The organism is Pseudomonas sp. TE21435, from assembly GCF_056279265.1.
This window is the reverse complement of sequence record NZ_JBWBQZ010000001.1, coordinates 3,646,290-3,661,049: the sequence shown is the minus strand read 5'-3', so window position 1 is coordinate 3,661,049 and position 14,760 is coordinate 3,646,290. Positions and strand designations below refer to the sequence as shown.

Here is a 14,760-nt window from a genome sequence, read left to right as displayed (position 1 = left end):
TTACGCATCGGTCTATAGGACCGTGCTTACAAGAAAAATCTGCGTACTTCTTGCTAGGGGACTTGGTGATGATGAAGAAATACCTGTCGCGACTGCTGGTAGGTGCGACCGCCCTGATCGCGGTAGCCACCGCCCAGGCCGGCGCCATCGATGACGCGGTCAAGCGCGGCACCCTGCGTGTGGGCATGGACCCGACCTACATGCCGTTCGAAATGACCAACAAACGTGGCGAGATCATCGGCTTCGAAGTCGACATCCTCAAGGCCATGGCCAAGTCCATGGGCGTCAAGCTGGAGATGGTCTCCACCGCCTACGACGGCATCATCCCGGCGCTGATGACCGACAAGTTCGACTTCATCGGCAGCGGCATGACCCTGACTCAGGAGCGCAACCTGCGCCTGAACTTCAGCGAGCCCTTCATCGTCGTCGGCCAGACCCTGCTGATCCGCAAGGAGCTGGCGGGCGAGATCAAGTCGTACAAAGACCTGAACAACGAGAAATATCGCCTCACCTCCAAGCTTGGCACCACCGGCGAGATGGTCGCGAAGAAGCTGATCGGCAAGGCCAAGTACCACGGCTACGACAACGAGCAGGAAGGGGTGATGGACGTGGTCAATGGCAAGGCCGACGCCTTCGTCTACGACTCGCCCTACAACGTGGTGGCGGTGGAGAAGGCTGGCGCCGGCAAGCTGGTGTTCCTGGAAGAGCCCTTCACCTACGAGCCACTGGCGTTCGGCCTGAAGAAGGGCGACTACGACAGCATCAACTACATCAACAACTTCCTGCACCAGATCAAGCATGACGGGACCTATGATCGTATCCACGACAAGTGGTTCAAGAGCAAGGACTGGCTGAAGGAAATGGAATAAGGCCTGGGCCACAAACCCAAGCGCTGACCTCGACGCGCAGGTAAACCCTGCGCGTTCGCATTTACGGAAGTACCCCACGTGATCAAACACAAGAAAGCACAGTGGCCCTGGCACGGGCTGACCGCGCTGGTCCTGGTGGGCCTGGCGATCAGCCTGTACCTGGCCACCTCGATGATTTCCTACGAGTGGCGCTGGAACCGTGTTCCGCAATACTTCGCCTACAAGGCCGAGGAAACCCAGCGTGCCGCCAACCCTGGCACGGTCGAGGAAATCGTGGTGTCCGGCGACAACGCCCGGGTCACCCTGAAGGATGAGAGCGGCGACACCCAGGTCGTCGAAGTGGCCAAGGACAGCATGCTGCTGACCCGTGGCGACGACGTCGCCGAGGGCGATGCCATCGGCGTCACCCGTCACTGGGCCGCTGGTCCCTTGGCCTGGGGCCTTTGGACCACGCTGTGGATCTCGGTCATCTCCGGCGCCCTGGGCCTGGTGATCGGCCTGTTCGCCGGATTGTGTCGGCTGTCGAGCAACCCCACCCTGCGCGACCTGTCCACGGTGTATGTCGAACTGGTGCGCGGCACGCCGCTGCTGGTGCAGATCTTCATCTTCTACTTCTTCATCGGTACCGTGCTCAACCTGTCCCGCGAGTTCGCCGGGGTGGCGGCGCTGGCACTGTTCACCGGCGCCTACGTGGCCGAGATCGTCCGTGCCGGCGTGCAGTCGATCGCCAAGGGCCAGAACGAGGCGGCGCGCTCCCTGGGCCTGAACGGCGCCCAGTCGATGCGTCACGTGATCCTGCCCCAGGCCTTCAAACGCGTGCTGCCACCGCTGGCCGGGCAGTTCATCAGCCTGGTCAAGGACACCTCGCTGGTGTCGGTGATCGCCATCACCGAACTGACCAAGAGCGGCCGCGAGGCCATCACCACCTCGTTCTCGACCTTCGAGATCTGGTTCTGCGTGGCGGGCCTGTACCTGCTGATCAACCTGCCGCTGTCGCACATCGCCAGCCGGCTCGAGCGGAGGCTTGCGCAAAGTGATTGAAGTCCGTGACCTGCTGAAAGTCTTCGACACCCGCGGCCAGGTGGTGCGTGCGGTGGACAACGTCACCACCCAGGTCGCCAAGGGTCAGGTGGTGGTAGTGCTGGGCCCGTCCGGCTCGGGCAAGTCCACTTTCCTGCGTTGCCTGAACGGCCTGGAGCATTTCGACCAGGGCCATGTGTCCATCAACGGCGTGCAACTGGACGACCCGAAAACCGACATCAACGCCTACCGCCGTGAAGTCGGCATGGTGTTCCAGCATTTCAACCTGTTCCCGCACATGACCGTGCTGGAGAACCTGTGCCTGGCGCAGAAGGTGGTGCGCAAGCGCAACAAGGCCGATCGGGAAGCCAAGGCCCGGGCGTTGCTGGAAAAGGTCGGTATCGCCCAGAAAGCCAACGAGTACCCGTCGCGCCTCTCCGGTGGCCAGCAGCAGCGGGTAGCCATCGCCCGCGCCCTGGCGATGGACCCGAAGGTGATGTTGTTCGATGAGCCGACCTCGGCGCTCGACCCGGAAATGGTCGGTGAAGTGCTCGATGTGATGAAGACCCTGGCCCAGGAAGGCATGACCATGGTCTGTGTGACTCACGAGATGGGCTTTGCCCGGGAAGTAGCGGATCGGGTGTTGTTCTTCGATCACGGCAAGCTGTTGGAAGATTCGCCGCCAAAGGCGTTCTTCGATGCGCCGAAGGACCCACGGGCCCAGGCGTTCTTGCGCCAGGTGCTGTAGGGGGAGCAGCTGCTCATGCCCGGTAATGGCCGCCTGGCAGCAACGGTGTGGGGGCGGTGCAACACCGCTCCCACGAACCCTGTGAAGCTTTAACCAAGGCTACTCCCGTATGCGGTAGTTTTCATATCCTGATTTCCAGTACTGACGATCAATAGCGTTCACAGCCTCTTGCGCGGTGCGCACAGCATCGAGATATACAATTGCCTCAATCTCCAGCAAGGGTTGGAGGTCAGCTATTTCTTGGCGTATTTTTTTAGCTTCTAAAATTTTATTTTTGATGGTTTCGATATGTTTGTTTATATCTTCTGGGCTGAGGCTGAGAATTTTTCTATGCGCATCCCCGTTCAAGCCCGTAAAGGGTAGTAGTTGTTGTAGTGATTTCCCTGCTGTTTGGCTAGTTATTTTTTTAGTTTGGTGTTGTATCGATATCGACAGTATGTCTGCGAGTTCCTTTTTTGAGTCTTCAATGGATGTTAATTTCCTAGAGAGTTTGCCGATTTCGGTGGTTCTAGCGTCAAGTCTCTTTTTTGCTATCTCTGCGACAGCTATAGAGCTGTCTGCATGTGAAGTGAGGATTGTATCTAGAGCGAGTTGCTTAAGGGACCGAAGGTTTCCAGATGGATCGCTATAGTTGACCGGGTCGCCGTTGCAATAGGCATAGGCATTGTAGTTTTGTTGTAAAAACACTCCGATCCGATCCGGAGACAAAAAACGCATGAGCCTGGGACTGTAAACACGGTTGCCATGTCCCAGCAGATAAAGGCCTGCCTGCTCCATGTATTCGCCGTTATAAGCCAACAGGTTCCGCGCGCAACCGGGTCGCAGTTCACCATAGGGTGAATAGGCGTTGTTTTGCTGGACTGCGCCTTGGGCGGTCAGCAGTATGGATTTGGATAAGTCGGTCGCCAGAAGTTTGGATTGGGCCAGGGCATATCGTCGAGTATGCGGTGGACTACCCAACGCGAAAATGGAGTCCTTTGTATAGGGCGCGTGTTTTTTAGTCACCTGCCAAACTCCGGTCATGAAAGGAGAATCCTTCACGGAGTATCGTCCAGGCCCCGGAGGTCGGTAAACTAGCAAAAATGACAGGTCGAGCGAGCCCGCGCTGAGTCCCGGGCAGGCGACTTTCCATTCATGCTTGTCGCTGTGCATAACATGCCCTAACAAAACCAACATATCTGCTCTTGATCTTGCTTCTAAGCGCGCGATAGTTCAGGCGCCACCAATTGCGACTTCAGGAGGCCGAACGGAGGGCTTGCGCAGGGAGGTGACGGGCATGGATGCCCGTCAAGCGCCGATCAGGCCATGGATGGCCCGTCGGCGCGGCCTCCCGGAGCGAGCCCGGAGTGAGGGGACCCCGGAGCGAAGCGTAGGGGCCGGATGAATGGAGCGAGCGGTTTTTGCCTTCTTTTGCCCGCGTGCAAAAGAAGGTCGCCGTAAAGGCGAAAAGGTGAGTGTGCGTCGATATCGCAAATGAATGCGCATACAACTTTGAAAACATACGCTCTGAAAGTAAAAGTAAAAGTAAAAGTAAAAGTAAAAGTAAAAGTAAAAGTAAAAGTCAATCGGCACCGGTTTTTATAGTTGTAAGTGCATTCATTTGCGATGTCGACGCATAGTCACCTTTCCGCCCTTACGGCGGGTCCCTTTTTGAAGCATCAAAAAGGAACCAAAAAATGCTGCTCCATTCATCCGGCCCTCCGCTTCGCTCCGGGTTCCCTCACTCCGGCCTTGCTCCCGGGAGGACCGCGCTGAACGCCCCATCCTGGGGCGCAGCGCTTGACGGGCATCCATGCCCGTCACCTCCCTCCGCAAGACCTCCGTTCGGCCTCCTGAAGTCGCGAAGTTACGGGCGGCGCCTGGGCTGGCGCAGCTGTCGCTAGTGGGCTTTGGGGGAACCTTCTGATCGCCAAAGCAAAGCCAAAGCCTAGGCCCGGGGCTGGAGATTTGAACGCACGGCCGGAAGGCCTAAAGGCTGAACCGCCCCACCATGCCCCTCAACTGCTGCCCCAAGTGCTCCAGTTCCCCGCTTGAAGCAGCGGTCTGCTCACTGGCCGCACTGGTCTGGTCCGACACATCACGTACATTGATCACGCTGCGATTGATCTGCTCGGCCACCACGCTCTGTTGCTCGCTGGCGGTGGCGATCTGCTGGTTCATGCCTTGGATGGTCGATACCGTCTGGGTGATCTGGCCGAGCGCGTCGCCCGCCTTGCGGCTGAGTTCGACGCTTTGCTCCGTCAGGCGCTTGCTGTTGTCCAGCAGGCCGGTGACTTCGTCGGTCCCCCGGTGCAGGCTATCGATCAGCTGCTCGATTTCCTCGGTTGACTGCTGGGTACGCTGGGCCAGACCGCGCACTTCGTCGGCCACCACGGCGAAACCACGACCCGCCTCACCCGCCCGCGCCGCCTCGATGGCCGCATTGAGCGCCAGCAGGTTGGTCTGCTCGGAAACCGACTTGATCACATCGAGAATCGAACCGATACGCTGGCTTTCGCCAGATAAGTGGCCCATCGCTTCAAGGCAGTGATCCATCTGGCCGGCCAATTGTTCGATACGGGCGATGGCTTCGGCCACTACCTGGTCGCCCAGCTGTGCCTGGTTGTCTGCAGTGGTCGCCGCCACCGAAGCCTGTTCGGCGTTCTGCGCCACCTCTTGTACCGTGGCACTCATCTGGTTCATTGCGGTGGCCACCTGGTCGGTCTCCTCGCGCTGCTGGCTGATGCGTTCACGGGTATCGATGCTCGAGGTGGCTAGTTGCGCCGCAGACTTCGACAGCTGCCCGACGCCTTCGTTGATGCCTCCAAGCAGCTCGCGCAGGCTCAGGGTCATCTCGCGCATGCTGTTCTGCAGTTCGCCCATTTCGTCACGCCGTGCGACCGAGTCAATCTGGCTGAGGTCGCCACGGGCGATGCGAGTGGCCTGCGTCAGTACCTGCTGCAGGGGTGTGGTGATCTGTCGGGTGATCAACCAGCCGGCAAGCAGACCGACCAGTAGTGCCAGCACGGCAACGCTGGTGAGCAGCGAGCGGGCGGCCACTGCCTCGCTGTCGCGCTGTTCGATCTTGCGGGCGCCCAGTTCAAGGCTGGCGGTGCGCAGTTCCTCGCCCATCTTCTCCATGTTGTCCTGCAGTTGCTCGACCTCCAGTGCTACCTTCCGATAGCGCAGCAGGCTTTCCCGGTAGCGACCAAGCTCGCCCTCGGGCCGCTCCATCAGCGCGCGTGGCAGATCCAGCGGCGCGATCGAGCGCAACAGCTGTCCCATACTGGTATCCGCAGAGTCCAGTGCCGTGTCGCCCACCTTGGCGAAGTCATCCCCGGAGCCGAAGTAGGCCGGTACCTGGCTCTGCTGGTTGGCGGACTCGATGTGGCGGCTGAGCGTATCCATCAGACCGATCACATTGCCTTGCTGGCCGTCGCCGGGCATTTTCAGCAGTGCCTGGGTCTGCAGTTCGTCGATAACTTTCTCCAGCGTGGCCGCCTGTTCGCGCATGGCGGTGCGCAGCCCTTCGCGACTGTCGACGGTGCGCTGTAAGGTACCGAAGTCTTCTTGCAGACGCTGGAGCAGCTGCAATTTCTGCTCCAGCACCTGGCGCGACTCGTCCACCCTGCTGCGTTGCAACAGCAGGTTCAGACGGCTCTGCAACTGGTCGAGTATTCGACCGATACGGGTCTTGCTGGTGTCGTCATTGAGGACCCGGTAGGTGATGCGTTCGGCGCGAAGGTCCTTGGTCAGGTCGTTGATCGCCCCTATTTCGCTGAGTTGTTCCGAGCGAGTGATGGCGCCGTCGAGGGCACGCCAGCCGCTGATGGTGGTGGCCAATGTGAGCAGCAGTACCACGGCGAACCCAAGGGCGAGTTTGCGCCCGACCTTGAGGTTTCCGAGCATGCGGTCTAGGTAGCCGAACATGGCAGGTCTCCGTGCAGATGAACAAAGACCATGGCGGCAAATTGCCGGCATGGTCTGTTGATCATCGACGCAGAGTGCGTGGGACGTGGCCTGTAAATCGTGTAGGAAAATTCCTTGCGGTTTGAGGGATTACCGCTGCTCTTGCGCGTTAGAGCTTGAACCGTCCCACCAATTGCTGCAGATGCGTGCCCAGGCGCGCCAGTTCGACGCAGGAGCTGGCCGTCTCCTCGCTGGCGGCCGAGGTCTGGTCGGAAATGTCGCGTACGTTCATCACGCTACGGTTGATCTCCTCAGCCACTGCGCTTTGCTGCTCGGCGGCGGTGGCGATCTGCTGGTTCATCGCCTGGATCGACGACACGGTGCGGGTGATGGTGTCTAGTGAGCCACCTGCACGACGGGTCAGCTCGACACTGCTGTCGGTCAGCGCACGGCTGCTGTCCATCACGTTGGCCACTCGCTCTGTGCCGTGCTGCAGGCTGGCGATCAGTTCCTCAATCTCCTCGGTCGACTGTTGGGTGCGCAGCGCCAGGCTGCGCACCTCGTCGGCGACAACGGCGAAACCACGTCCGGCTTCGCCGGCGCGGGCGGCTTCGATGGCGGCATTGAGTGCCAGCAGGTTGGTCTGCTGGGCCACTGACTTGATCACGTCGAGCACGCTGCCGATCTTGTCGCTCTCGGCCTTGAGCTGATTCATCGCTTCGCTGGAGTTCACCACTTCGTTGGCCAGACGCTCGATCTGGGCAATGGTTTCGCCGACCACCTTGTCGCCCTCGCGGGCCTGCTGGTCGGCCATCAGCGCGGCCTCCGAGGCTTGTTCGGCGTTGCGCGCCACTTCCTGGACGGTGGCGGCCATCTCGTTCATGGCGGTGGCGACCTGGTCGGTCTCGACTTTCTGGTTGTTGACTCCGGCGCTGGTCTGCTCGGTGACCGCCGACAGTTCCTCGGCAGCACTGGCGATCTGCGTCACGCCGTCGCCGATGCCGCCGATCAGTTCGCGCAGGCTCTGGGTCATGCGTTGCATGTTGGCCTGTAATTGGCCCAGCTCGTCGCGGCGGTTGGTCTTGAGGTCCTGGCGCAGATCGCCACCAGCCACGCGTTCGGCGGCCGCCAGGGTCTGGCGCAGCGGCACGGTGATCTGCCGGGTAATGGCGACGGCGGCCAGTATTCCCAGCAGCAGGGCCAGGACGGTAGCACCGGCGAGCAGGCTCTTGGCCTGACGGGTGCCCTGGTCGCGGACCTGGGTTTGCGATTCGGTCATCTGCAGGCTGGTATCGAGCAATACGGTACCTAGGGCTGCCATCTGGGTGAGGGCCTGTTCGCCGGCAGTCTGGGCGTTGCCTACCTGGATTACCGCGTCGCGGTAGGCAGCCAGCGCACTGGTGGCGGCTTCGAGGCTGGCGGCATGCTCGGCGGGAACCTTGGCTGGCAGGGCCCTGAGTACCGGTAAGGCCTGGTCGATGGCGGCCAGCGCGGTCTGCTGGAATTCGGCACGGCTACTGTAGGTATAGCCGCGGACCTGGAAGCGTGCCTGTTGCAATTGGCCGCTGACTTCAACCGCTTCCTGGTACTGGTGGATATCGCCGCCCTGCAGCAGCCCCTGCTGGACCTTGCCGATCAGTTCGCTAGCCTTGTCGGCGTTGTCGCCCAGCACCTGGCGACTGGCGCTGCGCTGCTGGTCGGCTTGCTTGAGATCGTTGAAGGTTTGCTGGTATTGGCGTACTGCGTCGCGCTGCTGCTCCAGGCGCTGTCGATCAGCTGGCAGTTCAATCTGTTCGAGCATGAGCTGGACCTGGCGCTCTAGGTTGGCCAGGGCCTTCTCCAGCTCCGCCACGCTGGCCTGGTCGCGGTTGCGCTCGTAGTGTTGGCGAGCGATACGCAGGTCCTGGGTGTACTGGTGGATCACTGAAATGTTGCCGAGCTTATCGCCGCGGTCGGTCACGCTGTCGAGGCCGATCCAGCCCGTGAAAGTGATGGCGAGGGTGAGCAACAACACCAGGCCGAAACCGATCCCAAGCTTACGTTTGACGCTCACATTCCCCAGTGATTGGGCAAACCATCGGTACATATCGACTCCCCGGCGATTGGTAGTGCAAATTGTTATTTTGTTGCACAGGCCATCGGCTTGCACCAGGGAAACTTGATGGGATAGATCTGAACTGGCTGTCAGAAAATTCGCGAGAGCAGTGCGGTCACCGCCGTTTCTACCCGCAGAATGCGTTCTCCCAGTTGTACGGGGGCCAGTCCGGCCTTGCCCAGCAACTCGACCTCGTAGGGGATCCAGCCGCCCTCCGGGCCAATGGCCAGGGTGACCGGGCCATCGACCGCTCGTGGGCAGGCTGGGTAGCGGCCGGGATGGGCGACAAGGCCCAGGCTGCCTTGGGCGATGACCGGCAAACGATCCTCGACGAAGGGCTTGAAGCGCTTTTCGATGATCACGTCAGGCAGCACTGTGTCACGGGCCTGCTCAAGGCCCAGAATCAGGTTTTCGCGGATACTTTCGGGGGAGAGGTACGGGGTCTGCCAGAAACTCTTCTCAACCTTGTAGCTATTGACCAGGATCAGCCGCGGCACGCCCAGGGTGGCGACCGTCTGGAACAGCCGGCGCAGCATCTTCGGGCGCGGCACGGCCAGCACCAGTGTCAGCGGCAGCTTGGCCGGTGGTGGCTGGTCGAAGGCCACCTGCAGTTCGGCTTCGTGATGTTCGAGGCGTACGACCTCGGCCTTGCCCATCAGGCCGTTGACGCGGCCCACCCGCAGGCTGTCGCCCACCGTCACGCGGTGGATCTCCTGCATGTGGGTGAAGCGGCGATCAGCCAGGACAACGCGGTCGGCCGACACGAAGTCGGCCTCTTCAAGGAGCAACAGGTTCACGGTTGGGTCGCAGGCGGCTGGTCGTTGTGGTCGTTGCCGGTTTCTTCGTGCGTGTGGCTGCGCTTGCGGATCAGGCTGCCGCACAGCACGCCGACCTCGAACAGCATCCACATCGGCACGGCCAGCAGGGTCTGGGAGAAGATGTCCGGCGGGGTGAGGATCATGCCGACCACGAAGCAGCCGATGATCACGTACGGGCGGATCTTCTTCAGGTACTGCACGTCGACCACGCCAATCCACACCAGCAGCACTACCGCCACGGGGATTTCGAAGGCGACCCCGAAGGCGAAGAACAGGGTCATGACGAAGTCGAGATAGCTGGAAATGTCGGTCATCATCGACACGCCTTCGGGCGTGGCGCTGGCGAAGAAGCCGAAGATCAGCGGGAACACCAGGAAATAGGCGAAGGCCATGCCGGCGTAGAACAGGAAGATGCTCGACACCAACAGCGGGATGGCGATGCGCTTTTCATGGCGGTACAGGCCGGGGGCAATGAAACCCCAGATCTGTTGGAGTATGAACGGGATTGCCAGGAACAGCGAGACGATCATGGTCAGCTTGAACGGCGTCAGGAACGGCGAGGCCACATCGGTGGCGATCATCGTCGCGTTGGCCGGCAAGTGCTCGCGCAGCGGCGCCGAGACCAGGGTGTAGATCTGCTGGGCGAAGGAGAACAGCCCGGCGAAGATCAGGAAAATGGCGGCGACGCAGCGCAGCAGGCGGGTGCGCAGCTCGGTCAGGTGCGAGACCAGCGGCATCGGCTGGTCGGTTTCCGGATTCTCGCTCATGGGGCTCGCGGCGGTTGTGGCGGTTCGGAGGGTGGTGCTGCGACCGGCTGCGCGGGGGCGGCATCGGTGGCAGGTGCGGCAGGCGTTTCAGCGTTGGCCGGCGGCTGCACGGGTGGCGCCAGGGGGTTGAGGATGCGCTTGGCCTCCTGCTCCATCTGCAGGATGTGCTCGTTGTGCAGCTGGCGGCGGATGTCATCGGCGCCGATCTCGCGCTCGACTTCCATCTTGATCGCGTTGAAGCTGCGCTTGAGGCGACCGATCCACAGCCCGGCAGTGCGCGCGGCTCCCGGCAGGCGCTCAGGGCCGAGCACCAGCAAGGCGACCAGGCCGACGAGCAGCAGCTCGCTGAAGCTGATACCGAACATGGGTCAGTCTTTCCGCTGCGGCTCTTGAACCGGCTGGGCCTGGCCCTCGATGGTGTGGCCCTGGGCCTGCTGCGCGGTGTTCTGCACAGGCGGAACGGGCTGCGCCGGCGGTGGGGCCTGCTCGGCCGGCTTGGCTTCTTCTTCATTCATGGCCTTGCGGAAGCCCTTGATCGATTCGCCCAGGTCGCTGCCGAAGTTCTTCAGTTTCTTGGTGCCGAACACCAGCACCACGACGACCAGCAGGACGATCCAGTGTTTCCAGTCAAAAATACCCATTTCGTACTCCTGAAAAATGTATGTCAGCCGGAACCGGCGCTATCGCGGGGTGAGCCCGTTCCTACAAATACGCGCGGTCAGGCCTGTGGCTGACGGGCGGCCTTCTCGTCATGGCCGGAAAGGCCGAAGCGGCGCTCCAGTTCGTCGAGCACCGCCTGTGGATGCTGGCCCAGCGCACTGAGCATGACCAGGCTATGAAACCACAGGTCTGCGGTCTCGTAGATGACATCGCTGTAATCCTTGCTGACGGCGGCATCCTTGGCAGCGATGATGGTCTCGATGGACTCTTCGCCGAGCTTCTCGAGGATCTTGTTCAGGCCCTTGTGATGCAGGCTGGCCACGTAGCTGCTGTCGGGCGCCGCGTGCTTGCGTTCTTCCAGCACCTCGGCGAGGCGGTCTAGCGTGTCGCTCATGTCAATGCCCTGCGCTATAGATGGCGTCCGGATCCTTGAGGACCGGATCGACGATTTTCCACTGGCCGTCTTCGAACACGCGATAGAAGCAGCTTTCGCGGCCGGTATGGCAGGCGATATGGCCCAGTTGCTCGACCATCAGGATGATCACGTCGGCGTCGCAGTCCAGGCGCATTTCGTGCAGCTTCTGCACATGGCCCGACTCTTCGCCCTTGCGCCACAGCTTGCCCCGCGAGCGCGACCAATAGATGGCGCGATGCTCGGCGGCGGTCAGGGCGAGGGATTCACGGTTCATCCAGGCCATCATCAGCACGCGCCCGGTCTTGTGGTCCTGGGCGATCGCCGGTACCAGGCCATCGCTGTTCCACTTGATCTCGTCCAGCCAGTCTTTCATCGTCGACTCCAAACCGGGCCCGCTCCCGTACCGGGCCCCTGTGCGCTAGTGTGCCAGCCAGCGACGCGGCTGGCTATCGGCGCACGATCAGGTACAGGCCCGCTGCCAGCATCAACCACGCGGGCCAGGCGGCCGGGGCGCTGAGGCTGACCGCACCGGCCGCCAGGGTGGCGCCACCACCGAGCAGGCCGGCACCGAGCAGGCGCAGCGCCCAGTTGTCGCCGGCGCGGCGGCGCTCGGGCAGTTGCGGGTCGTGCAGGTGCGGTTGCGACAGGCGTTCGAGCAGGTCGCGGGTCATGTCGGCCAGGTGCGGCAGTTGCTCGGCCTGGCTGTAGAGGTTGCCGATTACCGCTTTCGGGCTCATGCGCTCGCGCATCCAGCGTTCGAGGAAGGGCTTGGCGGTGCTCCACAGGTCCAGGTCGGGGTAGAGCTGGCGGCCCAGGCCTTCGATATTGAGCAGGGTCTTCTGCAGCAATACCAGCTGTGGCTGGACCTCCATGTTGAAGCGTCGGGCCGTCTGGAACAGGCGCATCAGCACCTGACCGAAGGAGATGTCCTTGAGCGGCTTTTCGAAGATCGGCTCGCACACGGTGCGGATCGCCGCTTCGAACTCGTTGACCTTGGTCTGCGCCGGTACCCAGCCCGAATCGATATGCAGCTGGGCCACGCGGCGGTAGTCGCGCTTGAAGAAGGCGATCAGGTTGCGGGCCAGGTAGTCCTGGTCCTCGGCAGTGAGGCTGCCGACGATACCGCAGTCGATGGCGATGTATTGCGGGCTCCACGGCTTGACCGTGCTGACGAAGATGTTGCCGGGGTGCATGTCGGCATGGAAGAAGCTGTCGCGGAACACTTGGGTGAAGAACACCTCGACGCCGCGCTCGGCCAGCATCTTCATGTCGGTGCGCTGGTCGGCGAGCGTCGCCATGTCGGTGACCGGCACGCCATAGATGCGCTCCATCACCAGCACCTTGGGCCGGCACAGGTCCCAGTAGACCTGGGGTACGTACATCAGCTCGGAGCCTTCGAAGTTGCGCCGCAGCTGGCTGGCATTGGCGGCCTCGCGCAGCAGGTCGAGTTCGTCGTAGATGGTCTTTTCGTAGTCGCCGACGATTTCCACCGGGTGCAGGCGACGGGCATCGGCCGAGGCGCGCTCGGCGGCCTTGGCGATCAGGAACAGCCAGGCCAGGTCCTGGGCAATGACCGGTTTCAGGCCTGGGCGCACCACCTTGACCACCACTTCCTCACCGCTCTTCAGGCGTGCGGCGTGTACCTGGGCCACCGAAGCCGAGGCCAGCGGCTCAACGTCGAAACGGCTGAACACCTCGCCCACCTTGGCACCGAGCTGTGCTTCGATCAGCGCCACGGCGTGCTGCGGGTCGAAGGGTGGCACGCGGTCCTGCAGCAGCATCAGTTCGTCGGCGATGTCGGTGGGCAGCAGGTCGCGGCGGGTGGAGAGCAACTGGCCGAACTTGATGAAGATCGGCCCCAGGTCCTGTAGCGCCAGGCGCAGGCGTGCGCCGCGGCTCAGCTCCAGGGGCTTGCGCGGCAACCAGCGCCACGGCATCAGCAGGCGCAGGCTGGCCAGCCACCAAGGCAGCAGGGGTTGTTCGAACAGCAGGTCATCGAGGCGGTAGCGGATCACGACGCGCTGGATGCGCAACAGACGGCGGACGGCGAGCAGCTTCATGCGTTATCGCTGGTATCAAGAGTGTGGGCGAGGCGGCGCAGGCGTGCCTCGAGGCGTTCGATATCGACCTTCAGCGTATCGAGTTCGCTGAATGCCGCTTCGGCTTCGCGTTTGCCGACCAGGGTACGCGATTCCTCGGCCAGGTACTCGGACAGATTCTCGCCGAAGCGGGCCAGGCCCTGGCGGGTCCAGCGCGCGCGCAGGCGCAGGTGGCCGGCGATCAGCGCGGTGGGCACCGGCCCCAGCCAACGCTGCAACTCGTGTTCCCAGTCCAGTTCCAGGTCCTGCAGGATGCCGAACAGGTCGAGCAGCACGGCGCTGTCGCCATGCAGCTCGACCTGGGGGCTGTGCAGTACCGCGGTCTTGTCTTTGGCCAGCGCCAACTGCGCCAGGCGCCCGGCGGGGGCGTGCAGGGTGCAGTCGACCTCGCTTTCCCAATGGGCGGCAAGCATCAGGCCTTCCTCGTCGGGCAGCACGAACAGCTTCAGGGCCGGCTGCACGCAGTCGATCTCGATTACCTTGCCTTCCAGCGCCGCGAGGCGCGGGAGGGCGGTGCTGTCCAGGCGCAGGACACGGTTGAGCCCGTGCTCGACGCTGGCGAGCAGGCCGGCCAGGAGCATCAGGGCTTGATCCCCCGGTGCACGGCGACGATGCCGCTGGTCATGTTGTGGTAGGTGACGCGGTCGAAGCCGGCCTCGACCATCATGCTCTTGAGCGTTTCCTGGTCGGGGTGCATGCGGATCGATTCGGCCAGGTAGCGGTAGCTTTCCGAGTCGTTGGTGATGAGCTTGCCGGCCAGCGGCATGAAGGCGAACGAGTAAGCGTCGTAAGCCTTGGACATCAGCTTGTTGGTCGGCTTGGAGAACTCCAGGATCAACAGGCGGCCACCGGGCTTGAGCACGCGCAGCATGGAGCGGATGGCCGCATCCTTGTGCGTCACGTTGCGCAGGCCGAAGGCGATGGTCACGCAGTCGAAGTGGTTGTCCGGGAACGGCAGCTTTTCAGCATCGGCCTGGACGAATTCGATATTGCCGGACACGCCGCGGTCGAGCAGGCGGTCGCGGCCGACCTTGAGCATCGATTCGTTGATATCGGCCAGCACCACCTGCCCGGTCGGGCCGACCAGGCGCGAGAACTTGGCGGCCAGGTCGCCGGTGCCACCGGCGATGTCCAGTACCCGGTTGCCGCTGCGCACCCCGGACAGCTCGATGGTGAAGCGCTTCCACAGACGGTGCATGCCGCCGGAGAGCACGTCGTTCATCAGGTCGTACTTGGCGGCCACCGAGTGGAAGACCTCGGCGACTTTCTTCGCCTTCTGGCTCTCGGGAACGTCCTGGTAGCCGAAGTGGGTGGTGGGTTCGGCGTGGTCGCCTTTGCGCTGGTCGGTCATATCGCTTCACCAGAAAAAAATTACGGCCAT

The 14,760-nt window shown here is 62.2% G+C and carries 15 protein-coding genes and 1 pseudogene; 3 read left to right on the top strand and 13 right to left on the bottom strand.

The window, feature by feature from the left end:
- The first annotated feature begins 71 nt into the window (after nucleotides 1-71).
- From ACZ9C1_RS16520 to ACZ9C1_RS16510, 3 genes are all read left to right on the top strand, one after another.
- Nucleotides 72-869 (top strand): transporter substrate-binding domain-containing protein, encoded by a 798-nt coding sequence (locus ACZ9C1_RS16520; RefSeq protein WP_173862488.1) that lies wholly within the window; start codon nucleotides 72-74, stop codon nucleotides 867-869.
- A 78-nt stretch (nucleotides 870-947) separates the two neighbouring features.
- Nucleotides 948-1,910 carry an amino acid ABC transporter permease gene (locus ACZ9C1_RS16515; protein ID WP_102685492.1) on the top strand — a complete coding sequence of 321 codons (963 nt, stop codon included), beginning with the start codon at nucleotides 948-950 and terminating at the stop codon, nucleotides 1,908-1,910.
- On the top strand, nucleotides 1,903-2,637 hold the full coding sequence (locus ACZ9C1_RS16510; RefSeq protein WP_476254579.1) for an amino acid ABC transporter ATP-binding protein: 735 nt from the start codon (nucleotides 1,903-1,905) through the stop codon (nucleotides 2,635-2,637). Before ACZ9C1_RS16515 ends, ACZ9C1_RS16510 begins: the two co-directional genes overlap by 8 nt.
- 99 nt (nucleotides 2,638-2,736) lie before the next feature.
- Here the strand turns inward: ACZ9C1_RS16510 and ACZ9C1_RS16505 are convergent, their stop codons facing one another.
- The 13 genes and pseudogenes from ACZ9C1_RS16505 to ubiE all read right to left on the bottom strand — a co-directional run bounded on the left by ACZ9C1_RS16505 (nucleotide 2,737) and on the right by ubiE (nucleotide 14,730).
- A complete protein-coding gene (locus tag ACZ9C1_RS16505; RefSeq protein WP_277502215.1) occupies nucleotides 2,737-3,660 on the bottom strand; it encodes an RHS repeat-associated core domain-containing protein in 924 nt (307 codons plus the stop codon).
- Nucleotides 3,661-4,605: 945 nt separating this feature from the next.
- Nucleotides 4,606-5,469: a methyl-accepting chemotaxis protein gene (locus ACZ9C1_RS16500; RefSeq protein ID WP_431197014.1), complete on the bottom strand. Its 864-nt coding sequence runs from the start codon at nucleotides 5,467-5,469 to the stop codon at nucleotides 4,606-4,608.
- Nucleotides 5,461-6,525, bottom strand: a pseudogene (locus ACZ9C1_RS16495) (methyl-accepting chemotaxis protein); the annotation flags it as partial. The gene ACZ9C1_RS16500 and the pseudogene ACZ9C1_RS16495, both read right to left, overlap by 9 nt.
- Before the next feature lie 169 nt (nucleotides 6,526-6,694).
- Nucleotides 6,695-8,611: a HAMP domain-containing methyl-accepting chemotaxis protein gene (locus tag ACZ9C1_RS16490; protein WP_277505507.1), complete on the bottom strand. Its 1,917-nt coding sequence runs from the start codon at nucleotides 8,609-8,611 to the stop codon at nucleotides 6,695-6,697.
- A 98-nt stretch (nucleotides 8,612-8,709) separates the two neighbouring features.
- Nucleotides 8,710-9,417 (bottom strand): 16S rRNA (uracil(1498)-N(3))-methyltransferase, encoded by a 708-nt coding sequence (locus ACZ9C1_RS16485; RefSeq protein ID WP_457378776.1) that lies wholly within the window; start codon nucleotides 9,415-9,417, stop codon nucleotides 8,710-8,712.
- Nucleotides 9,414-10,205 (bottom strand): twin-arginine translocase subunit TatC, encoded by a 792-nt coding sequence (gene tatC, locus ACZ9C1_RS16480; protein WP_139674032.1) that lies wholly within the window; start codon nucleotides 10,203-10,205, stop codon nucleotides 9,414-9,416. Before tatC ends, ACZ9C1_RS16485 begins: the two co-directional genes overlap by 4 nt.
- Entirely contained in the window at nucleotides 10,202-10,570 is a 369-nt protein-coding gene (gene tatB, locus ACZ9C1_RS16475) for a Sec-independent protein translocase protein TatB (RefSeq protein WP_277502213.1), read from the bottom strand. Before tatB ends, tatC begins: the two co-directional genes overlap by 4 nt.
- Before the next feature lie 3 nt (nucleotides 10,571-10,573).
- Entirely contained in the window at nucleotides 10,574-10,846 is a 273-nt protein-coding gene (locus ACZ9C1_RS16470; RefSeq protein WP_102682249.1) for a twin-arginine translocase TatA/TatE family subunit, read from the bottom strand.
- 77 nt (nucleotides 10,847-10,923) lie between these two features.
- Nucleotides 10,924-11,259, bottom strand: coding sequence for a phosphoribosyl-ATP diphosphatase (locus ACZ9C1_RS16465; RefSeq protein ID WP_023632586.1), 336 nt, complete (start codon nucleotides 11,257-11,259; stop codon nucleotides 10,924-10,926).
- Nucleotide 11,260: 1 nt separating this feature from the next.
- Nucleotides 11,261-11,653, bottom strand: a complete 393-nt coding sequence (gene hisI, locus ACZ9C1_RS16460; protein ID WP_023632585.1) for a phosphoribosyl-AMP cyclohydrolase — start codon at nucleotides 11,651-11,653, stop codon at nucleotides 11,261-11,263.
- Between the two features lie 73 nt (nucleotides 11,654-11,726).
- Nucleotides 11,727-13,340, bottom strand: a complete 1,614-nt coding sequence (ubiB, locus tag ACZ9C1_RS16455) for a ubiquinone biosynthesis regulatory protein kinase UbiB (protein WP_102682247.1) — start codon at nucleotides 13,338-13,340, stop codon at nucleotides 11,727-11,729.
- On the bottom strand, nucleotides 13,337-13,960 hold the full coding sequence (locus tag ACZ9C1_RS16450; protein ID WP_277502212.1) for a ubiquinone biosynthesis accessory factor UbiJ: 624 nt from the start codon (nucleotides 13,958-13,960) through the stop codon (nucleotides 13,337-13,339). The genes ubiB and ACZ9C1_RS16450 overlap by 4 nt, the downstream gene beginning before the upstream one ends.
- Nucleotides 13,960-14,730 carry a bifunctional demethylmenaquinone methyltransferase/2-methoxy-6-polyprenyl-1,4-benzoquinol methylase UbiE gene (gene ubiE, locus ACZ9C1_RS16445; protein WP_023632556.1) on the bottom strand — a complete coding sequence of 257 codons (771 nt, stop codon included), beginning with the start codon at nucleotides 14,728-14,730 and terminating at the stop codon, nucleotides 13,960-13,962. The genes ACZ9C1_RS16450 and ubiE overlap by 1 nt, the downstream gene beginning before the upstream one ends.
- Nucleotides 14,731-14,760: the final 30 nt, after the last annotated feature.